The organism is uncultured Tateyamaria sp., from assembly GCF_947503415.1.
GTDB lineage: Bacteria > Pseudomonadota > Alphaproteobacteria > Rhodobacterales > Rhodobacteraceae > Tateyamaria.
Map to the genome: position 1 here is coordinate 380,406 of NZ_CANNDS010000003.1, position 22,099 is coordinate 402,504.

Annotated in this window: 23 protein-coding genes; 10 read left to right on the forward strand and 13 right to left on the reverse strand. The window is 59.4% G+C overall.

Features of this window, described 5'->3' with window-relative positions; translation table 11 throughout:
• Positions 1–36: 36 nt before the first annotated feature.
• Entirely contained in the window at positions 37–708 is a 672-nt protein-coding gene (locus Q1A32_RS18495; protein WP_299656503.1) for a DnaA/Hda family protein, read from the reverse strand.
• Positions 709–711: 3 nt separating this feature from the next.
• A complete protein-coding gene (locus tag Q1A32_RS18500) occupies positions 712–1,791 on the reverse strand; it encodes an AI-2E family transporter (RefSeq protein WP_299656506.1) in 1,080 nt (359 codons plus the stop codon).
• A 231-nt stretch (positions 1,792–2,022) separates the two neighbouring features.
• Between Q1A32_RS18500 and proS the strand changes: the two genes are divergently transcribed.
• From proS to Q1A32_RS18530, 6 genes are all read left to right on the forward strand, one after another.
• Positions 2,023–3,360, forward strand: a complete 1,338-nt coding sequence (proS, locus tag Q1A32_RS18505) for a proline--tRNA ligase (protein ID WP_299656509.1) — start codon at positions 2,023–2,025, stop codon at positions 3,358–3,360.
• A 7-nt stretch (positions 3,361–3,367) separates the two neighbouring features.
• Positions 3,368–4,360, forward strand: a complete 993-nt coding sequence (locus Q1A32_RS18510) for a serine hydrolase (RefSeq protein WP_299656512.1) — start codon at positions 3,368–3,370, stop codon at positions 4,358–4,360.
• Entirely contained in the window at positions 4,357–4,860 is a 504-nt protein-coding gene (locus tag Q1A32_RS18515) for a DUF2937 family protein (protein WP_299656515.1), read from the forward strand. Before Q1A32_RS18510 ends, Q1A32_RS18515 begins: the two co-directional genes overlap by 4 nt.
• A gap of 50 nt (positions 4,861–4,910) precedes the next feature.
• The gene (locus tag Q1A32_RS18520) at positions 4,911–6,197 is read left to right on the forward strand and encodes a lipoprotein-releasing ABC transporter permease subunit (protein ID WP_299656518.1); all 1,287 of its coding nucleotides are present in this window, start codon (positions 4,911–4,913) and stop codon (positions 6,195–6,197) included.
• Complete coding sequence (locus Q1A32_RS18525; RefSeq protein ID WP_299656521.1) at positions 6,190–6,879, forward strand: ABC transporter ATP-binding protein; 690 nt, start codon at positions 6,190–6,192, stop codon at positions 6,877–6,879. The genes Q1A32_RS18520 and Q1A32_RS18525 overlap by 8 nt, the downstream gene beginning before the upstream one ends.
• A gap of 192 nt (positions 6,880–7,071) precedes the next feature.
• Positions 7,072–8,058: an Ldh family oxidoreductase gene (locus Q1A32_RS18530; RefSeq protein WP_299656524.1), complete on the forward strand. Its 987-nt coding sequence runs from the start codon at positions 7,072–7,074 to the stop codon at positions 8,056–8,058.
• Between the two features lies 1 nt (position 8,059).
• Here the strand turns inward: Q1A32_RS18530 and Q1A32_RS18535 are convergent, their stop codons facing one another.
• Positions 8,060–8,494: a DMT family transporter gene (locus Q1A32_RS18535; protein ID WP_299656527.1), complete on the reverse strand. Its 435-nt coding sequence runs from the start codon at positions 8,492–8,494 to the stop codon at positions 8,060–8,062.
• 48 nt (positions 8,495–8,542) lie between these two features.
• A complete protein-coding gene (locus Q1A32_RS18540; RefSeq protein WP_299656530.1) occupies positions 8,543–9,223 on the reverse strand; it encodes a hypothetical protein in 681 nt (226 codons plus the stop codon).
• Positions 9,224–9,367: 144 nt separating this feature from the next.
• On the opposite strand from Q1A32_RS18540, the gene Q1A32_RS18545 reads away from it, so the two are divergent.
• Positions 9,368–9,694, forward strand: coding sequence for a hypothetical protein (locus Q1A32_RS18545; protein ID WP_299656533.1), 327 nt, complete (start codon positions 9,368–9,370; stop codon positions 9,692–9,694).
• 92 nt (positions 9,695–9,786) lie between these two features.
• Here the strand turns inward: Q1A32_RS18545 and Q1A32_RS18550 are convergent, their stop codons facing one another.
• The 7 genes from Q1A32_RS18550 to Q1A32_RS18580 form a co-directional block, all read right to left on the reverse strand.
• Positions 9,787–10,002: a hypothetical protein gene (locus Q1A32_RS18550; protein WP_299656536.1), complete on the reverse strand. Its 216-nt coding sequence runs from the start codon at positions 10,000–10,002 to the stop codon at positions 9,787–9,789.
• A gap of 181 nt (positions 10,003–10,183) precedes the next feature.
• Positions 10,184–10,378, reverse strand: coding sequence for a hypothetical protein (locus tag Q1A32_RS18555; protein ID WP_299656539.1), 195 nt, complete (start codon positions 10,376–10,378; stop codon positions 10,184–10,186).
• Positions 10,379–10,915: 537 nt separating this feature from the next.
• Complete coding sequence (locus Q1A32_RS18560; RefSeq protein ID WP_299656542.1) at positions 10,916–11,698, reverse strand: hypothetical protein; 783 nt, start codon at positions 11,696–11,698, stop codon at positions 10,916–10,918.
• Positions 11,695–13,650 carry a type IIA DNA topoisomerase subunit B gene (locus Q1A32_RS18565; RefSeq protein WP_299615320.1) on the reverse strand — a complete coding sequence of 652 codons (1,956 nt, stop codon included), beginning with the start codon at positions 13,648–13,650 and terminating at the stop codon, positions 11,695–11,697. The genes Q1A32_RS18560 and Q1A32_RS18565 overlap by 4 nt, the downstream gene beginning before the upstream one ends.
• A gap of 78 nt (positions 13,651–13,728) precedes the next feature.
• The gene (locus tag Q1A32_RS18570; RefSeq protein ID WP_299656545.1) at positions 13,729–14,388 is read right to left on the reverse strand and encodes a hypothetical protein; all 660 of its coding nucleotides are present in this window, start codon (positions 14,386–14,388) and stop codon (positions 13,729–13,731) included.
• Positions 14,389–14,451: 63 nt separating this feature from the next.
• Positions 14,452–15,315 (reverse strand): alpha/beta fold hydrolase, encoded by an 864-nt coding sequence (locus Q1A32_RS18575; protein WP_299656548.1) that lies wholly within the window; start codon positions 15,313–15,315, stop codon positions 14,452–14,454.
• On the reverse strand, positions 15,315–16,604 hold the full coding sequence (locus tag Q1A32_RS18580) for an alpha/beta fold hydrolase (RefSeq protein ID WP_299656551.1): 1,290 nt from the start codon (positions 16,602–16,604) through the stop codon (positions 15,315–15,317). The genes Q1A32_RS18575 and Q1A32_RS18580 overlap by 1 nt, the downstream gene beginning before the upstream one ends.
• 175 nt (positions 16,605–16,779) lie before the next feature.
• Between Q1A32_RS18580 and Q1A32_RS18585 the strand changes: the two genes are divergently transcribed.
• The 3 genes from Q1A32_RS18585 (at position 16,780) to Q1A32_RS18595 (ending at position 19,748) form a co-directional block, all read left to right on the forward strand.
• Positions 16,780–17,415, forward strand: coding sequence for a DUF1007 family protein (locus tag Q1A32_RS18585; protein WP_299656554.1), 636 nt, complete (start codon positions 16,780–16,782; stop codon positions 17,413–17,415).
• Positions 17,403–18,287: a nickel/cobalt transporter gene (locus tag Q1A32_RS18590; RefSeq protein ID WP_299656556.1), complete on the forward strand. Its 885-nt coding sequence runs from the start codon at positions 17,403–17,405 to the stop codon at positions 18,285–18,287. The genes Q1A32_RS18585 and Q1A32_RS18590 overlap by 13 nt, the downstream gene beginning before the upstream one ends.
• A gap of 78 nt (positions 18,288–18,365) precedes the next feature.
• A complete protein-coding gene (locus Q1A32_RS18595) occupies positions 18,366–19,748 on the forward strand; it encodes an MATE family efflux transporter (RefSeq protein WP_299656559.1) in 1,383 nt (460 codons plus the stop codon).
• A gap of 55 nt (positions 19,749–19,803) precedes the next feature.
• Here the strand turns inward: Q1A32_RS18595 and Q1A32_RS18600 are convergent, their stop codons facing one another.
• Positions 19,804–21,516 carry a calcium-binding protein gene (locus tag Q1A32_RS18600; protein WP_299656562.1) on the reverse strand — a complete coding sequence of 571 codons (1,713 nt, stop codon included), beginning with the start codon at positions 21,514–21,516 and terminating at the stop codon, positions 19,804–19,806.
• Positions 21,517–21,675: 159 nt separating this feature from the next.
• On the reverse strand, positions 21,676–22,092 hold the full coding sequence (locus tag Q1A32_RS18605; protein ID WP_299656565.1) for a hypothetical protein: 417 nt from the start codon (positions 22,090–22,092) through the stop codon (positions 21,676–21,678).
• Between the last annotated feature and the right edge of the window lie 7 nt (positions 22,093–22,099).

Sequence of the window (22,099 nt, forward strand, 5' to 3'; positions counted from 1 at the left end):
AGGGGTGTAAAGGTTGAGTGACAGTTATCTGCCGGATCACCCCTGTTTGTCCAGACACGTCGCTGCAAGTGCCCGCGTTATGGGCTTTTTCTGCGCAAGGCTGGTTGCATCCAGATCGGCTACAATGCCGCGTGCGGCGGCAAAACTGCGTTCCATATGGGTGACCAGATACGGAATGACATCTGGCCGTGGTGTCAGTTGCCTGTCTGAAAACAGTTTGGCCAGAACCGCACCAAGCAGGCTGTCATCCGGGGCATCAAGTGCTGCGTGGCCTGCTGCATCCACACGGCTTTGCAAATCGGGCAGTGAAAGTTGCCACAGGTTGGGCGCCGCTTGACCGGTCATGAGCAACGAAAATCCGGCTGATTGCAGGGCATTGTGCAGGTGAAACAGCGCTGTTTGCTTGTCGTGGTCTTGCGCGATCTGATCTACATCTTCGACTGCAATGGGCGCGTCAAAGAAAGCATCGATAGATGCGTCCTGGAGGTCAGTGGCGGATACGATCCGCGCGCCGCTGTCGACCGCCCAGACGTGGGCAAGGTGGGTCTTGCCAGACCCTTCGGGACCGGAAAGCACGAGCTTGGGGGGTGACCACGTACGCCAGGCATCGACCATTGACAGGGCCACTGCATTCGAAGGTGCGACCAGAAAATCGTCGCGCCCCAGTGCGGTCCGCACCGGAAGATCAAAACCAAGCTGCTGGGCCATTGATCAGTCCTCGGCCTCAGGCGCTGATATGCCGCTGATCCCGGTGTAAAGGCGGCTTTGTTGATATTGCTCGATCACAAAACGTACCAACACGCCGAGAGCTGCGGCCATGGGTACTGCGACAAGCATACCGACAAACCCAAACAGAGCGCCGAAAACAGACAGGGACAAGATCAGCCACACAGGGTGCAGTCCGACGCTGTCGCCGACAAGTTTAGGGGTCAGGAAGTTTCCTTCGGCAATCTGACCGATCTGAAAGACAATGGCGACGGCAACGATCCACCACCACTCGCCCCAGAATTGGAATATCGCAAGGCCGACGGCCAGAAGCCCACCGACGATGGCACCCACGTACGGAATAAAGGTCAAAAGGCCAGCGACAAAGCCAACTACAAGGCCAAATTGCAGGCCGATCAGCATCAGGGCGATGGCATAATAGGTGCCAAGGATCAGGCAAACGGTGCCCATACCGCGAATGAACCCTGCAAGCGTTTTGTCGACGTCGCTCGCGAGTCTGCGGATCACTGGGGCGTGGTCGCGCGGCAAAAGCGTGTCGACACGGGCAATCATGCGGTCCCAATCCAGCAACAGATAGACGGCAACAACGGGGACGATGACGAACAGGACAACGATGTTGATTAGGCTGGCTGCTGATGTGAGCGCCGTTTCAAGCAGCTGTCCGCCGCGTTCGGATATGGTCTGACCAAGCGAGTTGAGCGTTTGGCGAACGGTCGAGTTCTCATCCAGCAAGCTGGGGAACCGTTCCGTCAGGAATGTGCCAAGATCCCGCGCGACTTGCGGTGCTGCGTTGAAAAGCTCGATGGCCTGTTCGACGAGGGTTGGAATGACCAAGAGCACCAAAATGACAAACACAATTATCGCGCTGACAGTGATAATGCCTGTTGCAATCCCGCGGCTGCATCCGTGTGCTTCGAGCCAGTCAGCCACAGGATCGAGAAAATAGGCGATGGCTGCCCCAAGAAAGAACGGCAACAGCTGATCGCCAAGCGCATAAAGCAGCAGCAGGAAGATCGCCGCTGCGATCCCCCAATATTTGAACTGTTCGCGAACGGGCAGGGCCATTTTCAATCCATGAATTGCGCTGCGCCTAGAGATGCGGGGTTTTTGCCGTCGCTTCAAGGGGCGCTGTATCGAGTCTGATCCAATTGCGCGCTTTCGCGCATGCCTTTTGTCTTGTGGGGGCGCTGCCCCCGGCTGCACCGCCTCGGGGATTTATTCAAAACAGATAAGGGGACGTTGCGGGTGTGCGGGCTTTGTCCTAATCAGGTCGAAATCTTTTGAGGGAGCGCGCACATGCGTTTGAGCCGTTATTTTCTGCCTGTGCTGAAGGAAAACCCAAGCGAGGCACAGATTGTCAGTCACCGACTGATGCTGCGCGCGGGCATGATCAAGCAATCCAGTGCCGGCATCTATTCCTGGCTGCCGCTGGGCTTCAAGGTGCTGCGCAAGCTGGAAAACATCGTGCACGAAGAACAGGTGCGCGCCGGGCACATCCCCATGCTCATGCCCACGCTGCAATCCGCTGATCTGTGGCGTGAAAGCGGGCGCTATGATGATTACGGGCAGGAAATGCTGCGTATCAGCGACCGTCATGGCCGCGACATGCTGTATGGACCCACAAACGAAGAGCTGATCACGGATATCTTCCGCAGCCACGTGGGCAGCTACAAGGATTTGCCCCTGACGCTCTATCATATCCAGTGGAAGTTTCGGGATGAAATCCGTCCGCGCTTTGGCGTGATGCGAGGCCGCGAGTTCTTTATGAAAGACGGCTACAATTTCGACCTGACCAAAGAGGACGCGTTGCACGCCTACAACCGCCACCTCGTCACTTATCTGCGGACCTACGAACGCATGGGGCTGCAGGCCATTCCGATGCGCGCCGACAGCGGTCCAATTGGTGGCGACAACACGCACGAGTTCCTTGTGCTGGCCGACACGGGCGAGAGCGAAGTGTTCTATGACAGCGCAGTGACCGATCTGACCTTCGGCGACCGGGTGATCGACTATGACAGCGTTGAACAGTGCCAATCGGTGCTGGAGGAGTTCACCTCGAAATATGCCCGCACGGATGAAACGCACGACGAAGCCGTGTTCAACGCCATCCCCGAAGACCGCCGCCGCGTGGCGCGTGGCATCGAAGTGGGGCAGATATTCTATTTCGGGACCAAGTATTCGGAGGCGATGAATGCCGTTGTGCAGGGACCGGACGGCAAGCAAGTGCCCGTGCATATGGGCAGCCATGGGATCGGTGTCAGCCGCCTCGTGGGCGCAATTATCGAAGCCAGTCACGATGACAAGGGCATCATCTGGCCCGAAGGTGTCACGCCATATCACTGCGGTATCGTGAACCTGAAGCAAGGCGACGACGAAGCTGACGCGGCTTGCGACGCGCTGTATGCGAGCCTCACCGCGCTGGGTCTTGAGCCGCTTTATGACGACCGCAATGAGCGGGCCGGTGGCAAGTTCGCGACCATGGACCTGATTGGTCTGCCTTGGCGCATCACTGTGGGGCCGCGCGGCCTCAATAACGGAGTGGTCGAGCTGACCTCGCGCCGGACCGGCGAGAGCGAGGAATTGCCGCCCGAAGAGGCCGTTAAGAAAGTGGCGGAGATTTACGCAAACCTGTGATAGCCTCATGATAATGCAGGCGTTTTTCAAAATAGCGGCGTGTGCCGCATTGGTGGTGTTCCCGACAGGCGCTGCGTCCGAAAGCGACACGCAGGCACTGCACGACGGGATGGACGCGGCGTTTGGTACATGGCGCGAGACGCATACGGTATCGGGTGCGCTGGCCACAGGTGTTCTCGACGCTGCGGGCAAGTGGGACGTTGCAAGGCTTGGCGACCACGGCGTGGCAGAATTGGCCAGTGTGTCCAAATCTGTCACGGCGGTTTGCGTTCTGGAGTTGGTCGAGGCGCGGCGGTTGGCGTGGTCAGACAGCGTGGATAGCATTTTGGGTGATGCGCCTGACGTGACTGTGGCCGAACTGGTCACGCATACATCCGGTCTGTCTCCGGACGCGACGCAACTGGCAATGGCCCTTTGGCTCGACCAGACAAGCGCGGATGGCAGGCATTTCAGCCAAGAAGTGCTGGGTCTTGTTAATGCACGCACGCCGCGGACCGGCACGCAGGGCAGCTATCTTTACAACAACGAAAATTATGCGTTGTTGGGGTTGGTGATCGAAGCCGTTACACAGCAACCTTTCTTTGATTTCTGTCGTTCAAAACTTGAGCTGGGGCCGACCTTCAAACCGAGTGTGCGGACTGCAGGGTTCCAGCCGTGGGGCGGCCTGGTGGCGTCGCCTGCAGATTATCTTGGGTTTCTTGTCGATCACTTTGGCCCGGGCAGCGTGATTGCGAATGATCCGCTCGCTTTGCCGCATGTTGATGTGGGGGATGGGGCATATTACGGCATGGGCATGTTCTTTCGGCGCTTCGGGACCAGTTTCAATTTCTGGCATTTTGGCTTGCTGTGCTTTCCCGGTCGCCTGAACATCGGAAGCTATGCGGTCATATGGGAAGGACGCGCCAGCGCGGTCGCCACCTATGATGGTTGCTTGGATTGGGACACAAAAATTGCGCTTGATAACGATCTGAGCGCTGCCGTGTATCAGAGGGAACCATGATCGTACGTGCGCTCATGCTGGCAGGGGGGCTCGCAGGCGGGGCCATCACATCGCAATTGCCGGAGTATTCCCAGCAATACCGCCAACGGCTTGGCGGCGCGGTCGATGCGTTGACCGAGGTCGTGACTGACTTTGATGCCTCGGCCCAAGCCGAGGGGTTGAGCAGGCAAGACGCGCTTGCACAGATGCAGGGCACATCCTTTATAGAACGGCGCAAGGCGGACATGACGCGGACTTTTGACCGCTATGCCCGGCTCCAATTAGATCTTGAGGCGCTGGAAGGGGCGGGACCGTTCATGCGCGCCTATCATGTGATGCAATCCGCAGATGCCGAAGTGGCGGCGGCCGCACTGGAAACTTTCGAGCCGGCCGTGCCGCTGACCACGGCGGGGGGCATCTTTGCCGGGACGGGGTTTCTGGCTGGTCTGACTGCCGTCTGGGGTGTTCTCAAGCTGATGCTCTGGCCCATTGGGCGGCGGCGCACCGCGCGCGGGGCTTGACCTCCGGGGCGGACCCGGCCACATCTCGTCCACCCGAGCAGGAGCCGTAAATGGCCAAACAAACCGCCCCCTTTGCCCCGTTTGAGTGGATGATCGCATGGCGCTACCTGCGTGCGCGCCGCGCAGAGGGGGGCGTGAGCACGATGACATGGATCAGCTTGATCGGGATCACGCTGGCTGTCTTTGCCCTGATCGCGACGCTGGCCGTGCGGTCCGGGTTTCGGGCGGAATTCGTCGACACGATCCTTGGGGCGAACGCGCATGTCACCGTCTACCAGATTGGTGAAGTGACCGAAACGGGCCGGATCGACAGAACAATCACTGACTACGAAGCAAAGGCCCAAGCGCTGGCGAATCTGCCGGGGGTCGTGCGCACGGCACCACTGGTTCGCGGGCAGGTGATGGCGAACCTGCGCAGCCAGAATGCCGGGGTTCAGGTCTTTGGCATGAGCGCCGCTGATCTTGCGGGCCTGCCGCGTATTGCTGATCCGGAAACCTCTCAGGGCGACATTGGACGTTTCGAACAGGGTGTCGCAATCGGATCCGGTGTGGCGCGTGAACTGGGTGCCCAAGTGGGGGATCGGATCAAGTTGATATCGCCAAATGGTGTTCGCACGGCATTTGGCACCAGCCCCCGGATCAATGCCTACGAAGTGACATACATCTTTTCGGCAGGGCGTTACGACATCGATCGGGTGCGCGTCTACCTGCCCCTCTCCGAGGCGCAAAGTTTCTTTAATCGCGAGGATGTAGCGGACGAAATTGAAGTGATGGTTGAGGAGCCGGAGGCGATAGATACCTATCTGCCCATAATCCTGCAAACCGCAGGCGAACGGGCACAGGTCTGGACGTGGCGCGATGCCTCGGGCGGCTTCCTGCGCGCGCTCGAGGTCGAGGACAATGTGATGTTCATCATCCTGTCGATCCTCGTACTCATTGCAGCAATGAACATCGTCTCCGGCCTGATCATGCTGGTCAAGAACAAGGGCCGTGATATCGGCATCCTGCGCACGATGGGCCTGACTGAAGGTTCCGTGCTGCGCGTGTTCTTCATCTGCGGCGCATTCACTGGGATCATCGGGACCGCGATGGGCGTGATCCTTGGCTGCCTGTTTGCGATCTATATCGATCCACTGTTTTCGCTGGTGAACTACGTGATGGGCGGCGGGGTGTGGGATCCGTCGATACGTGGCATATATGCCTTACCCGCCGAACTGCATCTGAAAGATGTTCTAAGCGCCGTCGCATTGTCGCTGGGGCTGTCGTTCATCGTCACAATCTTCCCGGCGCGTCGCGCGGCACGCATGAACCCGGTTGAGGCGCTGCGCTATGAGTGATCCGGTGTTGTCACTGGCAGGGATTGCCAAGACCTATAACGCGGGTCTGCCAAGCCAGGTGGACGTGCTGCACGACGTTGATCTGGACGTGCAACGGGGCGAGGTTGTGGCCCTTGTCGCCCCCTCAGGTGCTGGCAAGTCGACACTGTTGCACATCGCGGGCTTGCTGGACACGCCGGACGCGGGTTCAGTCACGCTCAATGGGCAAAACCTGAGCGGTCAATCTGACCGCAGACGTACGCTCGCTCGGCGGGCAGAGGTGGGGTTCATCTATCAATTCCACCACCTGTTGCCGGAGTTTACCGCTTTGGAAAACATCGCTTTGCCGCAACTGGCGGCAGGTGCATCGCGTGCGGACGCGGATGCGCGCGCCCTGTCTTTGCTGGACAAGGTCGGGGTTGCGCATCGGGCGACGCATCGGCCTGCGGAATTGTCTGGTGGCGAGCAGCAGCGTGTTGCCTTTTGCCGCGCGCTTGCCAATGAACCCGCATTGCTGCTTGCTGATGAGCCGACGGGAAATCTCGATCCGGCCACATCGGATCAGGTCTTTGACGCGTTGATGGCGTTGGTGCGGGACACTGGGCTGTCGGCCTTGATCGCGACGCACAATCTCGATCTTGCTTCACGGATGGATCGGACCGTGCGGCTGGACGCAGGTCAATTGCAGGCGGACCCGAGGTAGGGTCAGTGACGCGCGGCGGAGAGGCAACCAGTTTCAGCACCAGCAACGGCGATCTTCCAGCACGGCCACGGGTCCCGAACGCAACAATCTGTTGCATCTGATGTGCTCGGAATACCACCGCCCGCTTGACGCCTGCGTTTGGGTTTGCTCTGACTTGATCCCGCGGCATGGGACGCGGGGGATAGAAGAACGATGGCGGCGATCAAAAAGGCCGAAATAGAGCGTACGGTGCAGGCTGCGCTTATGGCGCATGGTGCTCAGGCCTTTCCGGCGGCAGAAGTGGCGCGCGCCGTTGCGCAAGCGGAGGCGGCAGGCAACCGGATTTGCGGTCTTTACTACCTCGAAAGCTACTGCAAGCAGTTACAGACTGGCCGCGTCAGGGGGGACGTTGTGCCGGTGGTCACCGCACCGCGCCCCGCAACCATTCACGTTGACGCGCTGATGGGCTTTGCGCAGCCGGCCTTTGCTTATGGTTTGGCACCTGCGCTGGATGCTGCACGCCAGTTCGGCGTGGCGACCCTTGCGATCGGACATGCCCATACCTGTACCGCCCTTGGATATTTCACGGAACAGATTGCCCATGCCGGATTGATCGGGCTGGGCCTGACCAACGCGTCCCCCATCGTGGCGCCACCCGGCGGCAAGACACGGATGATCGGCACCAACCCGATCGCCTTTTCCGTACCGGACGGCGAAGGAGGGCTGGCGATGCAATTCGATCAATCCACGACAACCGTCGCTCTGGGCAAGATCACAATGGCCAAAGCGGCAGGCGAGATGATCCCCGAAGGCTGGGCCTTGGATGCGGATGGCAACGCCACAACGGATCCAACGGCCGCTCTGGCCGGGTCGCTCGTGTCGATGGGCGGCTACAAGGGCTGGGGCTTTGGCCTCATGGCTGAACTGCTAACAGCCGGGATGACCGGCGGCATCCTCAGTCGGGACGTGCACCCTCTCAAAGCACCCGACGGACCCCCGCACGATCTGGGGCAGTACTATGTTTTGATCGATCCAAGCACATCCGGCGCGTTCATGGATCGGCTGGAGCAGTTCAAAGCCTTTTTGGCGGAGGACAGCGCGGGACGGATGCCGGGCCAGCACCGCGATCTTGCGGACCCGGTCGATGTGGACCCGGCCGCATGGGCACAGGCGCAGGAACTGGCGGGTATCGACGCCTGAATCAGGCGAGTTGCGTCATCCAGACGCCCGCCGCCATCAGGGCGATACCCCCAATGCGGGTCAGGCTTAACGCGGCCGGCTGCGCGCCAAACAGACCGAAATGGTCGATGGCCGCGGCGGAAATCAGTTGACCCAACAAGACGAAGAACACCGCATTGCCGACACCGAAATGGGGCGCGATGTAAGTAATGGTCAGGACATAAAACGCGATCAGCACACCGGCCAGCAGCAGATGTTTGGGCGCGGATGACAGCTTTGCGAGACCTTGAGCGCCGGTGAGTACGAATACGGTTGCGGCAGTGCCGAAGGCAATCACGAACAGCACGGTCGCAGCGGCCGCCGGGCTTCCCAACCGGGTGCCCAAGGCGGCGTTGAGGGCAGCAAGGATCGGAATGCCAATCCCGGCCAGCAGCATGATGAACGCGTATTGGGCCATTGCGGCACCTCCTTGGTCGTGTCGCGTTGGGCGCAGGACACCTGCGCCTTACCGGCAAATCCCCTCGATCTGGACACCGTCCCACGGCAACCGCACGTCGTCTTGACGCGACTGCGGCAATGGGGACACGGGCATGGCTTGGGAAATCAGCGCATGCAGCCGCTCTGTTCTGGCACCTTGCGGGTCCAGTGCTCGGCAGCAGACGAACTCTTCGACAATCGACCCCTGCTGTTCAAATCCGAAATCCAGAAACTTGCGTTCCGCAGAAACATCAAAGAGATAGGGATCATCGCTCAACCTGTGTTCGCGCGCAGCCCTGAGCGGGGAATACCCCGTGATGTCCCGGTTCTGCCACTGCCAGACATGTGTCAGTTCATGCGCCAGAAGCATCGCGGCGATCAGATTGATCTCACCCGGATAGTCGGGAACGTAATCGTCCAGATACCAGTCCTCATCGAACAACACGTTTTGCCACAAGGCCACTGCTGCGGGTTTTGCCGTAATCGTGTCACTGGTTGGCGGCGGCAGGATTCGTTCACGACAGGTGGTGCGGGGCCGGGCCTTGCGTTTGAAGGTGACGGCGCGCGTAGGCGCACCGTCAATCAACCTCACCCGGTCTTTGTTCAACTGCGCCCCATGGATCGTATCAGCAAATGCCCGCTCGGCCTCGGTCAGTGGGCGACCGCAACCGGCAAGCAGGGCAAGGATCAGAAACACACGTAGGATCATATGGGCAGTAAGGGCGCGAAACCGGCTGAAATTCAAGACAATACCTTGTCATGTACTTGTTGACGCTGAACAGCGCCACATGCTAGGCGCACGATCATAAAAAGCGCGCATAACAATGCGCCCCTGTTACGGAAAGAACTCCCCATGAAGTGTGTGCGTATCTTTGGCGGTTTCGCCGCCTTGACCCTTGTTCTGTCGGCCTGTGTATCGCCCGAGGTTGTCCAGACCCGCAGTGTCGAGGACAGCGATCTCAGCTGCGATGACATCAAGATCCAGTTGAAACAGCTGGAGCAAATTCGTGAAGAGGCGGCCAAGGGGCAGCGCGCTTCCGGAGAGAATGTTGCAGCCGCAATCCTGTTCTGGCCTGCGGTCATCGGCAATTACCAGAATGCCAAGCAGGCATTGGAAGCCGCAAACGCGCGCAACGATGTATTGGTCGCTTTGGCCGAAAAGAAACGCTGTCGGTTCTAGCGCGGCACTGCAATGGTCGCTTTGACCAGCACGACGGTCTTGTCGGCGGGCAGGGCCGTCAAAGTGCGTTTGCGAAAAACGACTCTGGGCCCTTAGCGCGTCGCTTGCGCCCCGGCTCGGATGGTGTTGCCTGACCCGCGACGCAAGAATTGCGTGTCCTTCGTGACCGTTGCCACGGATATCATTCTGGTCAAGTGCGCGCCCACGCTTAGCACCGTGTAGATGTCTGCGAGTGTTGCGAGGGCACGGCTTGATACGATGCCGCCCACTCGTGTGATGAAGTGTGTGATGCGATTGAGAGGGGCCATATCGTCTGGCCTGATCGCCCCTACGCTGGGGGATAAGTCCAGCATCCACAAGGCAAAACGAACCTGCAAGAGGGCGTGACATTCGTCATCTGCGCAGCAGGGTAGGCGACCGGTACGGTGACAACTTTGTCTCCTCTCCGTGATCAGAGGTGATGGAACGGGGGCTTTTTGTGTCACCCGATCACGCCCAATTCCATTCCATCGCCGCAGGGATGACCTCTGCGGAATGCACCGCAGGCCACCACTCACGGGTTTCCCCGGTCTGCTTGGAAAGGAAAGAGAAGATGGAAAAAGTGATCATACCGACCGTGTTTGGATTTGCTGCAATGATGAGCCTGTGGGCCGTCGTGGCCGTCACGGTCTGATCCGCTTTCACCCCCGGTTTCCTTGGACGTCCCCGGGGTGATCCGCGCGGCGGAGGGCTCTTCCCTTGCCCCCCCCCCCTAAGGAGTTGGGCCCCCGCCGCCAAAACAACGTCTCGAAAATGCCTGAGTTTGGTAAACGGTCGTTAACCCTTGAGCGGCATATGAAGAACAACACGGGCAGCGTATTAGCCCGTTTTATTTAGTGAGTACCGGCGGAGGCGAAAGCCTCCGCCTATTTTTTTGCCAGCGTGCCGCAAGGCGGCGCGCGTCGCCCGGCAGCGTATCACGGAGTGATGCGCGAGAGGGTTTGTTTCAATCCACGCGACATCCCGAAAAAATCCACCTTCGAACGAAGCAACACAGGGCGGAATCAAGGCTGGAAGCCGCCGCCCCATCGCCGGGCCGCCCCTCGGCACGGCGATATGGTGGATGTATGCGCGTCGCTCGGATCGAAGATGTACGTGGCAGCCATAAAGCGCTGCAGAAGTCAAGTGGGATCGCCGCACCGCGGCCCGTTGATGGGGCTTGTTTCAGTGGAACGTCGCCAGTCACGGCTTATCAAGCCATCTTTTAAATTTTTCATCATCGCTTGGGTGCGGTGATAAAGAGTATAAAAAATTCCATCTTATGCCCATCTTATGTTTTTGCATCGGGATTGGCAGCTGAAAGAATAACAAGTTCAAACCTGATGATATAGTCATAACCAATCCAAGGCACGCTGCAGTTTTCTCATACCAAGGTGGGTTCGGTATCGAAAGAATATTAGTCAACTCAATGCCGACATACGCACCGATAGCAATGAGTGGTACTAGCAAACAACAAACGCCAAAAAATAAGAGAAGGGACAACATCTGCGGTATGGGAACCAGTGGCTTCAGGAACCGGCTATTTTGTTCAGGAACGCCCAAACCGCTCTCTTGTTCGTGAACGAGCACATCAAATGCATTTATGGAGAAGCCGTGGAGTAGTTCCTGCCCTGATAAGTCTGTTTTTGCCTTTATTGCTGTGATCATGTGGTTGAAACTGATGGAAGCCATCAGGAGTACAAAGGAGATCAAGGAAAGAAAGTAGACCGCCGGTGTGGCTACCGAAAAATCAGAAATTTCAAGAGTAATATTGGTACCTGATTTGAGGGACGACGCAACCAAATACCCAAGCGTTATTTGACCAAGCATTTTGCCAAACGATTTGATTGCATCGTTCTGTATCTTGGTAAACGTTTTTGACTTCTGCAGCCAAGTCCGATCCTCATTGGGAAACAAACGTAGCGTTGTATTCAGTTCGTGCGCTTTTAGTTGTCGTAGTGAGACCCATAAAACAGACCTAGTCAAACATCCAACTCCTCCACAAACCGCGCATTCTCCTGGATGTACTGAAACCGCATTTCTGGCTTCTTGCCCATCAGGCGCTCGACCAGATCACCGGTCTCGCCCGGTTCATCCTCGTCAATCGACACGCGGATCAGTTTGCGTGTCGCTGGGTTCATGGTGGTGTCTTTGAGGTCCTTCGCGTCCATCTCGCCCAGACCTTTGAAGCGGGACACGTCGATCTTGCCCTTGCCGCCCAGACCAGCCTCCATCAGCGTGTTTTTCTCAACCTCATCAAGGCAATAGACACGTTTCGCGCCTTGCGTCAGGCGGAATAGGGGCGGGCAGGCGAGATAGAGGTGACCGGCATCAATCATGGGCCGCATCTGGGTATAAAAGAACGTCATCAGAAGGGCGGCGATATGCGCGCCGTCCACGTCGGCGTCGGTCATGATGATGACCTTGTCATAGCGCAGATCATCCAGATTGAACTTGGTGCCCAAGCCCACACCAAGCGCCTGCGTGAGATCCGATATCTCCGCATTTGACCCCAGCTTGGACGATGCAGCCCCCAATACGTTCAGGATCTTGCCACGCAGGGGCAGCAGGGCTTGCGTCTTGCGGTCCCGCGCCATCTTGGCCGACCCGCCCGCGCTGTCGCCTTCGACAATGAACAATTCGGTCCCGTCGCGGCTGGTCGCGGAACAATCCACCAGCTTGCCCGGCAAGCGCAGCTTTTTCGTCGCCGTCTTGCGTGCCGTTTCTTTCTCTTGCCGGCGCCGCAGCCGCTCCTCGGCCCGCAGCACCAGAAAATCAAGGATTGCACCGGCGGATTTGGTATCCGCCGCCAGCCAATTGTCGAAGTGGTCGCGGACAGAGTTCTCGACCATCCGCTGCGCCTCGACCGTGGCCAGACGGTCCTTGGTCTGGCCCACGAATTCCGGTTCGCGGATGAAACAGGACACCAGCGCACCGGCCCCTGTGGTCAGATCCTCGCGGGTGATCGTGCTGGCCTTCTTGTTGTTCACCAACTCGCCATAGGCTTTGATCCCCTTGAGGATCGCGGCCCAGAACCCGGCTTCGTGCGTGCCGCCTTCGGGCGTGGGTACGGTGTTACAATAGGACTGGATGAACCCGTCGCGTGACGGCGTCCAGTTGATCGCCCATTCGACCTTGCCCGGCACTTTGAACTTCTCGAACGACACCGACCCGGCAAAGGGCGCGTCGGCATAGGTTGTGGCGCCGCCCAAGGCTTCTGTCAGGTAGTCGGACAGACCGCCCGGGAAATGGAAGGTCGCCTCGCGCGGTGTCTCGCCATCGTCGATCGCCGTTTTCCAGCGGATTTCCACGCCCGAGAACAGGTAGGCCTTGGACCGCGCCATCTTGAACAGCCGGGCAGGCTTCAATTTGAGCGATCCAAAGATCTCCTCGTCCGGGTGGAACGTCACTGCTGTGCCGCGCCGATTGGGGGCCGCCCCGATCTTCTCCAGCTTGGTCTGCGGCACGCCGCGTGCAAACTCCATCGCAAACAGCTCGCGATTGCGCGCCACTTCCACGCGCAGATGGTCGGACAAGGCGTTGACCACGGATGAGCCCACACCATGCAGACCGCCCGATGTCTCGTAAGAATCCCCGGAAAACTTACCACCCGCATTCAGCGTACAGAAAATGATCTCAAGGGCTGATTTCTCCGGGTCCTTGGGGTGCGGTCCCACCGGAATGCCCCGCCCATTGTCGCGCACCGACACATGGCCGTTTTCATGCAGCTCCACCTCGATCCACGTGGCGTGTCCCGCCACCGCTTCGTCCATGGAGTTGTCGATGATCTCGGCCACCATGTGGTGCAGCGCGCGGTCGTCCTTGCCCCCGATGTACATGCCCGGGCGCAGGCGTACGTGCTCCATGTCCTCCAGCACCTGGATGGAGGACGCATCATAGTCGGAAGGCGTGGGTGTCCCGCTCAGTAGATCGGTCATGGCAGCTGCTCTTTGTTGATTACAGCCACTATGCCAGAGCGGATCAGACGGGGAAAGAGCGGATCAATCCATCGCTTGTCACTTGGGCCAATGGGTGTCCATGACCCGTGCTGTTTGTTGTTCGTCTATGACGCGGCGGTAGTGTTTCATGCTGTGGTCAGGCCCAAAGACGGACGAGGCGGCCCGCGCGCGATGCACATGTCCCATGTGATGGAAGCTGCCCGGCAAGTCGCACACGCCATCATCATCGCGGTTGACGCACAAACACAAGTGAGAGTGCTTGATTGCACCGGGGCTGCGACGTGGACGTGGGGCGGCAAAGCCAATGCCGGGAACGCCATATGTGCGCACGAGGATCTGCGTGGCAGCTGCGCCGAGCGAATGACCAATGATGTATTTCGGACGGTAATTCTCGCGCTCCAGCCAGTCAAAAATCACCTTGGCGTGGCGCAGAAATCCTTGGTGCCAGACGGTGCCCGAGGCCCCTTGTTCTGTGTCATCATCGGCCAGCCGGTACCGCTTGCCGCCAATATTCAGCACGCGCAAATTGTACTTCAGGTAATCCATGACCGAATTTGATCCGGGGATCAGAAGAATGTCACCTTTCAGAAAAATCGCCTGCACATCGTGGTCGTCCAGATCGTCGCGCCATGCGGCTGCAAGGGATGCATTGCGGCGTCCGGCATAAGACGCTTCGGCCATCTGAGCGGCCAGCTTGATCTCGTATCTATGGCTCATCGGAATATCCTTGGTTGAATACTCACGACTATGGCGCGAAGCATGGCACCTGTGAAGAGGGGCCTAGGCCAGCCAGTCACGCACGATCCGGGCGACCTCATCTGGTTTCTGGTGCAGAACCCAGTGATCGGCACCCGGGACCGTCGCGCGGGTCAAATCGGGCGCAAAGGCTTCCAGCCCTTCGGTCGACACAGGCAAAAGCGCGGTATCGCCGTCGGCCCAGATTAGCAGGTGGGGGCACCGGACCATGAGCCGGTCCAGCGGCAGGTCGGGCATCTCTTCCGGCGTGCCGGGGTCTGCCACAATCAAGGGCGAGGCACGGTACCAGTGGATCATGCCGCGCAGGCCAGATTGCCGCCACACGGCCTTGTAGGCGTCCAACCGGTCCCCCGCCAACCAACTCATATCCATCTTGGCCGAGAAGAGCTTGAGCAACTTGGCGAAGTCGTTTTCTGCCAGCGCGTCTTCGGATCCATCGCTGCGCAGGAAGTTGATGTATTGGGATGCTTCGGATTGCGCGCCCCCTGCGGCCATCGCCCGCTGGAAGGGGACCGGATGTACGCCATTTGCAATGATCAGATGCGACACCAGATCAGGCCGGAACATGGCGAGACCATAGGCCACGGATGCACCCCAATCATGGCCCATCACGATCACTGGGGCGCGGTCGCCGATCAGGGCCACCATATCCCCCACCAGTTTCGATGTGGCATAGGCACCAATGTCATCGGGCGCATAGCTTTGGCCATAGCCGCGCTGGTCAGGTGCCACGCAATAGAACCGGTCGCTCAGGCGGGTTGCGATGTCCTCCCATGCGCCGCCATATTCGGGAAACCCGTGCAGCATCAAAATCATGGGATGCGCCGGATCACCCCATGCACGCACGGTGAAGTCGTGCTCTCCCAGCCGCTGGGTTGTGATCTGCATCATTGGCCCTTGGGCAAAGTCTCGAATTGCAATCCCTTGGCTGTGCGCGGCGCAAAGCCCCGCCAATATGTGTGGTCCTCGGTCGGATTGCCTGCATCATCCACATCGACAAGGCCATCGGCCGAGTTCGGCACAAGGTCAAAGAACCGTGCTTTTTCCGTGTCCTCTTTGAGGTGCAGATCAAGGAATGCGGTCGCGAAATGCTGTGCAATGTTGTTCATCCGGGTCGTATCCCAAACCGCGTCGGCGTAATGCTCGAACGGCACGAAATCGAGGCCTTCGACCGGCTCCCAGCTTTCTTTGGGCGCGGGCATTGGTGCGGCGGCGTTGTGGTTGGCATGTTCAAAGGTCAGCAAGTGCCGATCCGTGCCCACTGCGCCGACGAAAATCTCCCTCATGGCATCGTAGACGGACACGTCGTCATCGCTGCCCGCCACCAGCAATGTCGGAACGCGCAAACCGGCAATCCCGCTTGCATCCCAGAAACCGGCATTGTTGCCCCATGGACCTATGGCGATGATCGCCTTTACACGCGGGTCCATCAGCGCCTCGTGAGTGTCGGACATCGCGAGATGCGCCTCAAGCAGCCCGTTCGGCGCGCCCCAGCTGAACTCGGTCGAAGCTTGGGTCACACCCGCACCGCCAAAGATAAGCGCGCCGTAGCCACCCATGGAATAGCCAACCACAGCAGTGTTGTCAGCGTCGACGATATCGCCCAATGCCCCTTCCAGTCCCGCCATGTGATCCACGACAAAGGCCTGGTCCAGCGGGCGGTTGTACAAAGTTGACCCGAACGCGGCCTGATCGGAATAGGTGCTGTCGGTGTGATCGATGGACACAGTGATATAGCCCTTGGACGCAAGGTTCTCGCCCAGATGGCTCATTAGATATCGGTTGCCGGGATAGCCGTGGCTGATCACGATCAGGGGATACCGTCCACCTGCCGCCGGGGCCGCGTCACGCGCCGCCTGACCTGTCAACGTCACCTCCGTCGCGCCATCGCGCAACAATGCGGTATATGTGCCGCCCGGTCGTGTGCCTTCCGCCGCAGGGTACCACACTTCCAATGTCAGCGGACGATCATAGCGGGGCAGGTCGCTGCCGGACACGTTCAACACATCAATACTGTCCGGAATGGTCACTTGCAGGGTCTGGACCCCAATGGGCAAGGGGCCATATGCGGCCAGTTCGGGCGCGTCGGGGCGGATCTGGTCGATGGGGTTCGCCCATGCGCCGGCGGCTGTCAGCGTCGCGGCAAGGGTAATTCCGGTGGCGCGAGTTAGTGTCATGGTGCGTCCTCTGGTCAAAATTCAACCTACGGTAACATATCCACCGCTTATTGCACCACTGTGACAGAGCCGCGGCCCGGTGCAAGATGTGATCTGGGCAGCTGATCCAAGCAGCAGCCCGCGCAATGTGGCAATCAGGGTTGAGACACGGCGTCCGGTCGCCTAAATCAACGCTATGCTTTCACGCGTCTCTCTTGCCATGGTGGCAGCCCTCGTTTTGCCCGGTGCGCCCGCCACGGCACACCCGCATGTGTTTGTCGACACGAAGCTCAAGGTTGTGGTCAGCGCGAATGGCAAGCTCGAAGGGATCGAGGTCAGCTGGACCTATGATGATTTCTACTCTCTCCTTCTCATGGCCGATCTCGGGATTGATCAGGATGGTGACGGCGAGTTGACCCAAAACGAGCTTGTTCGGCTTAACGGATTTGATCTGAACTGGGTCGCGGGTTTTGAAGGTGACAGCTATGTTACGCGCAATGGCAGAAAGGTGAGGTTGGGCAAACCGGAGGGGCGCGGTGTTTCGGCGTCAGGCGGGCGCATCACATCCGTACATTTTCGTCCGGCCAGAGGTCGCGCAGATGGCGTGGTGATCAAGGCGTATGATCCCACATTCTACACCGCCTACGACCTGGTTGGCACCGTTGACGTAGATGGGCCTTGTACGGCATCGATCCAGCCCGCAGACCTTGATGCCGCCTTTACCACGGTCGAAGAGCTGCTTTACGCAACACCCGCGGATGAAGCGGAAGAAGCCTATCCGGAAGTCGGTGAAGTCTTTGCCGATACGGTGAGCCTGTCATGCGCGGACTAAGGATTGGCGTCCTTGTCGTTTTTGCCGGGGCCCTGCTGTGGCTCTTTGGCTTTGGTGGCATGGCCGATATTGGCCAGTGGGCCGCAGCCCAGCAGCGTGAGGCCCAAACCGCCCTCGCGGCAGGCTTGCGTGCCGTCCGGGTAGGCCAGCCGGGGGCATGGATCGCCCTGATGGGCGTTTGTGCAGCTTATGGTTTCTTTCATGCGGCGGGGCCGGGCCATGGCAAGCTGGTCATTGGTGGATACGGTGCGGCGGCGCGGGTCACCGCTTGGCGCCTTTCGACCCTCGCCATCGCCTCATCCTTGGCACAGGCACTCGCCGCCATCTTGCTTGTTGCTGTTGGTGCATGGGTTCTCGGCTGGGGCCGCACCGAACTGACGGACGCTGCGGAAAAGGTGTTGGCGCCGGCCAGCTACATCGCGATTGCGCTTGTGGGCTTATGGCTTGTCGTGCGCGGCCTCCGCCGGGCCAGCAGTGCCGCCGCGCACCCGGTCGATGAACATGGCCATTGCGGCACGTGCGGCCACGCTCATGGTCCCAGCGTGGATCAGGCGGAGTCTGTGTCGTCCTTGCGCGACGCACTTGCCATCATCGGATCCATTGCGATCCGGCCCTGCACCGGTGCGGTATTCCTTTTGATCTTGTGCTTTGGACTGGGCATCCCCTGGGCGGGCGTGGCTGGCGCAATTGTGATGGGCCTCGGCACGGCCAGCGTGACTGTGCTGGTCGCGCTGCTTGCGGTTGGCGCACGCAAGTCTGCGCTGTCGGGCTGGTCGGGGGCAGGGGCCGTGCGGGCCATGGGGCTGATCGAAGTCACGGCAGGTGCTCTGATTGCGCTGGTTGCCACAACACTGGTGTTGCCGCTCATCTGATCGCGCACGTGGCGGCATCCCGTCGCCCGGGGCACGGCAGGGCTTTTCATGCTCAGAAAGCAGGCGTAGGGGTGGGGCATGTCGAAATCCGAGATGTCATATACCGCGCATGCGCGCGCGATTCTGGTCCTTGGGCTGCCGCTGATCGGCGGTCACCTTGGGCAGGTGGCGATTGGCGTGACGGATACGGTCATGCTGGGCTGGTATGGGATCGAAGAGCTGGCCGCCTTGGGCGTCGCAAGCAGCCTGTTCTTTGTGCTGTTTCTCATGGGGTCCGGCTTTGCTTGGGCCGTGATGCCGATGGTTGCGTCCTTCCACGCGGAAGGAGACGAGATCAACCTGCGCCGCGCCACCCGCATGGGACTATGGCTGAGCCTTGGCTTTGCGGTGCTGGCGATGCCCGGCATGATCATGGGCGAAGAGTTGTTGTTGCTGTTGGGTCAGACCGAACAGGTTGCAAAGCTGGGCGCTGATTATTTACGTATCGCAGGCTGGGGTATCTTCCCGGCCCTCATGGTCATGACGTTCAAAAGTTACCTTGCTGCCCTCGAACGCACGCAAATCGTCCTTTGGATCACGCTGGCTGCTGCCGTTGCCAACGCACTGGCCAACTACGCTTTTATCTTCGGCAATTGGGGTGCCCCCGGCTGGGGCATTGCAGGCGCGGCCGTGGCGTCACTTGTCACGCAAGTCATCATGCTGGTGGGTGTCGTGGCCTATGCACTCTGGGTCCTGCCCGAACACCAGCTCCTGAAACGGCTCTGGCGCGCGGATTGGGAGATGCTGGGCAAGGTGTTCCGACTTGGCTTGCCCATAAGCGTCACGAACCTCAGCGAGGTCGGGCTTTTTGCAGCGTCAGCCTTCATGATGGGCTGGCTGGGCACTATCCCGTTGGCGGCCCACAACATCGCACTACAATTGGCCTCGATCACCTTCATGGTGCATTTGGGGCTGAGTAATGTGGCGACGATCCGTGCGGGCAACGCTTATGGGCGCGGCGATCTTGATCACATGTTGCGGGGCGCGCGCACCGTCATCGCAATGAGCCTTGCCATGGCGCTTGCAACCATCGTGCTGTTCATCGCAGTGCCCGAACCATTGATTTCCTTGTTCATGGACCGCGATGAACCCGCGCGTGACCAAATTCTCGAAATCGGCGTGCTGCTGCTGGCGCTTGCGGCACTGTTCCAACTGGTGGACGGGGCACAGGTGATCGCTTTGGGGCTGTTGCGCGGCGTACAGGACACCACGGTGCCTATGGTTCTGGCAGCTGTATCCTACTGGCTGGTCGGTATACCCGCCTCGTATGTTCTGGGTTTCACACTGGGATGGGGCGGGCCGGGCATCTGGCTGGGATTGGTGTTTGGGTTGGCCTGCGCCGGTGTCGCGCTCACGATCCGGTTTTGGACCGTGTCGGTGCCACGGCTCAGCCAAAGGATTGCGGCTGTGCCGACCACGTGATTACTGAAGAAAAGGCGGGGACCGTGCCCCGCCAATCCAATTGTTTTGCTAGGCGTCAGAGAATGAAATCGGCCGCCTCGACCGCATTGACCCACGTCAGTTCGATCATCTCATCGACCGTCCCGTCGCCATCGCTGTCGATCTGCACAAAATCACCATCGAACAGCACTTCGGTTTGCGTGCCCGAGAACGTGTCGCCCTCGACAAAGGTCAAACCACCGAAGGTGGTCAGGTCGATCTTGTCGATGATCGAGGTAAAGCCCCGGATCTCGTCCATGGTGCCCTCGGTGGCGCCACTGTCGCCGGGATTGAAGACAAAGACGTCCCGCGCTTCGATATCTTCGTAGTCGAGGATCAGGTCCGCGCCCTCTCCACCGGCTACGCGGTCTTCTCCGTCGCTGCCTGAAACCGTGTCATCGCCTGCGCCACCAAATATCTGGTCGCGCCCATCGCCGCCCGACATATCGTCAGCGCCAAAACCACCAAACAGCTGGTCATCGCCGTCGTTGCCGCGCAGGTAATCATCGCCGGTGTTGCCGTAAACACTGTCGTTGCCGTCGCCGCCCGAAATGGTGTCGAGGCCGTCTTGCCCCCTCAACAGATCGTTGCCCTCGTCGCCACTGATCGTGTCGTCGCCGAGATTGCCGTTGACGGTGTCATCGCCTTCGCCGCCGCGCAACGTGTCAGAACCGCCGTTACCGTCGATGGAATCCTCTCCATCGCCGCCGATCGCGCTGTCATTGCCCGCGCCGGCAAAGATGGTGTCATCGCCATCGCTGCCGCTCAGGTAATCGTCGCCGTTGCCACCGAACAAAAGGTCATCGCCTTCGTCCGCCCACAACGTGTCGGCCCCGCGACCGCCATACATCCGGTCATTTCCGATGTCTCCGGACAATTGATCAAAGCCAAATCCGCCATAAATGGTGTCATCACCCTCGTTTCCATACAGGCGATCATCGCCGTATCCGCCGTCGACAAGGTCATTGCCTTCGCCGCCGCCCAGTGTGTCATAGCCCTTGTGGCCGTACAGAACGTCGTCGCCTTCTTCACCCCACATGCGATCATATCCGGTCTCGCCGTAAAAGGTGTCATTGCCCTCGCCGCCAGCAGAGGTGTCGCTTCCGGCCCCTCCGAAAACGATGTCGTCGCCGAGCCCGGCCCAGATCCGGTCATCCCCGTCGCCTGCTTCGAATATTTCGTTCGCGGCCCCGGCCAGAACAAAGCTGTAATTTCCCGAACGCAGGGTCTCGTCTTCGTCGGTGCCGTAGACGCGGCTCTCGCCGTTGACAAAGTAGTTCATCCACCCCGCCACGTCGGTCACGCGCTCGTTCTGGTTGCCGTCTTCGTTCTCGAAACGTCCATCGACGATGTCAAAACCCAGATGGTAAATCGCATCGGCAACAGTATCGATGAAATCGCGGCCCCGAAATTCCAGTGCGCCTCCATCACCTTGCACCAAGTGAAAGCCGGTTTCTTCGTCTCCCTCATCATCGCCATGCCCTTCAAGGAAGGTGGCGTAGAGGTCTGGGTCATCCTGAATGAAAGCGGACAGAACATACATGTCATCCGTGCTCAGTATGCCATCACCGTTGACGCCGGTCTCTGCCATTGCGGTCTCGAAAACAACATTCATTTGGCGGGCGGCGGCGGCTCCACCGGCAATGTCTTCGGGATAGATATTGGCCGTCAGACCCGGGTCGGTCTCGACCAGCTCGGCAATGGTTTCAAGACCGTTAGGCGTGATGGGATCAAAGGGTGGCTGGGGCATGACGCATGTCTCCTGGCTGTCGTGTCTCACGGACTACTGCAACCGAAGCGGAATATTTCCTACCAATACGTTAAACGCCGACACCCCATCGGCGGAAAAGGATCAAAACGCGGCCAAAAGCACACATAATGCCAGTGAAAATTCGCCGACGGGCGGCGCTCAGGACCTGTCGCTGGACGCACTTATCAAGCGGTCCGCTTTCTTGCGCACCAGAACAGAACGCAAATCATGCATGGCCAGCAAAAGCGCATCTGTTACATTCTCCAACTGATCGTCGGTGGCCCGGCTTTGCGCCCATTGGGTGGTCAGGTTCAAGTAGTCCACGGCCCGGTGAATGTCGTCGATGTCACGATGCGCGAGAACTTCGGCCCGGTCCTCCATCCACGTTTTGATCCGTGTCAGATCGCCCTGCGACAGCGTGCGATCCCCATGTGGCTTGATCTCTCCATTGCGGATGTTGACGACGGCGATCTGGTCCATCTCGATCCGGCGTTGCCGGTTCTCGGTGTCCACGCGAAACACCGCAGCGCCGTTTTCACGCACACGGAAATAGTATTCTGGAAGCTCCGCGCCCATTGCCGTC

Excerpts from the sequence above, each read along its gene's own strand:
- Q1A32_RS18545 (WP_299656533.1), top strand. The coding sequence starts at position 9,368 with ATGAAGTGTGTGCGTATCTTTGGCGGTTTCGCCGCCTTGACCCTTGTT.
- Q1A32_RS18565 (WP_299615320.1), bottom strand. The coding sequence starts at position 13,650 with ATGACCGATCTACTGAGCGGGACACCCACGCCTTCCGACTATGATGCG.
- Q1A32_RS18540 (WP_299656530.1), bottom strand. The coding sequence starts at position 9,223 with ATGATCCTACGTGTGTTTCTGATCCTTGCCCTGCTTGCCGGTTGCGGT.
- Q1A32_RS18585 (WP_299656554.1), top strand. The coding sequence starts at position 16,780 with ATGCTTTCACGCGTCTCTCTTGCCATGGTGGCAGCCCTCGTTTTGCCC.
- Q1A32_RS18500 (WP_299656506.1), bottom strand. The coding sequence starts at position 1,791 with ATGGCCCTGCCCGTTCGCGAACAGTTCAAATATTGGGGGATCGCAGCG.
- Q1A32_RS18605 (WP_299656565.1), bottom strand. The coding sequence starts at position 22,092 with ATGGGCGCGGAGCTTCCAGAATACTATTTCCGTGTGCGTGAAAACGGC.
- Q1A32_RS18550 (WP_299656536.1), bottom strand. The coding sequence starts at position 10,002 with ATGGCCCCTCTCAATCGCATCACACACTTCATCACACGAGTGGGCGGC.
- Q1A32_RS18495 (WP_299656503.1), bottom strand. The coding sequence starts at position 708 with ATGGCCCAGCAGCTTGGTTTTGATCTTCCGGTGCGGACCGCACTGGGG.
- Q1A32_RS18595 (WP_299656559.1), top strand. The coding sequence starts at position 18,366 with ATGTCGAAATCCGAGATGTCATATACCGCGCATGCGCGCGCGATTCTG.
- Q1A32_RS18575 (WP_299656548.1), bottom strand. The coding sequence starts at position 15,315 with ATGCAGATCACAACCCAGCGGCTGGGAGAGCACGACTTCACCGTGCGT.
- Q1A32_RS18520 (WP_299656518.1), top strand. The coding sequence starts at position 4,911 with ATGGCCAAACAAACCGCCCCCTTTGCCCCGTTTGAGTGGATGATCGCA.
- Q1A32_RS18600 (WP_299656562.1), bottom strand. The coding sequence starts at position 21,516 with ATGCCCCAGCCACCCTTTGATCCCATCACGCCTAACGGTCTTGAAACC.
- Q1A32_RS18590 (WP_299656556.1), top strand. The coding sequence starts at position 17,403 with ATGCGCGGACTAAGGATTGGCGTCCTTGTCGTTTTTGCCGGGGCCCTG.
- Q1A32_RS18510 (WP_299656512.1), top strand. The coding sequence starts at position 3,368 with ATGATAATGCAGGCGTTTTTCAAAATAGCGGCGTGTGCCGCATTGGTG.
- Q1A32_RS18580 (WP_299656551.1), bottom strand. The coding sequence starts at position 16,604 with ATGACACTAACTCGCGCCACCGGAATTACCCTTGCCGCGACGCTGACA.
- Q1A32_RS18570 (WP_299656545.1), bottom strand. The coding sequence starts at position 14,388 with ATGAGCCATAGATACGAGATCAAGCTGGCCGCTCAGATGGCCGAAGCG.
- Q1A32_RS18535 (WP_299656527.1), bottom strand. The coding sequence starts at position 8,494 with ATGGCCCAATACGCGTTCATCATGCTGCTGGCCGGGATTGGCATTCCG.
- Q1A32_RS18515 (WP_299656515.1), top strand. The coding sequence starts at position 4,357 with ATGATCGTACGTGCGCTCATGCTGGCAGGGGGGCTCGCAGGCGGGGCC.
- Q1A32_RS18525 (WP_299656521.1), top strand. The coding sequence starts at position 6,190 with ATGAGTGATCCGGTGTTGTCACTGGCAGGGATTGCCAAGACCTATAAC.
- Q1A32_RS18530 (WP_299656524.1), top strand. The coding sequence starts at position 7,072 with ATGGCGGCGATCAAAAAGGCCGAAATAGAGCGTACGGTGCAGGCTGCG.
- proS (WP_299656509.1), top strand. The coding sequence starts at position 2,023 with ATGCGTTTGAGCCGTTATTTTCTGCCTGTGCTGAAGGAAAACCCAAGC.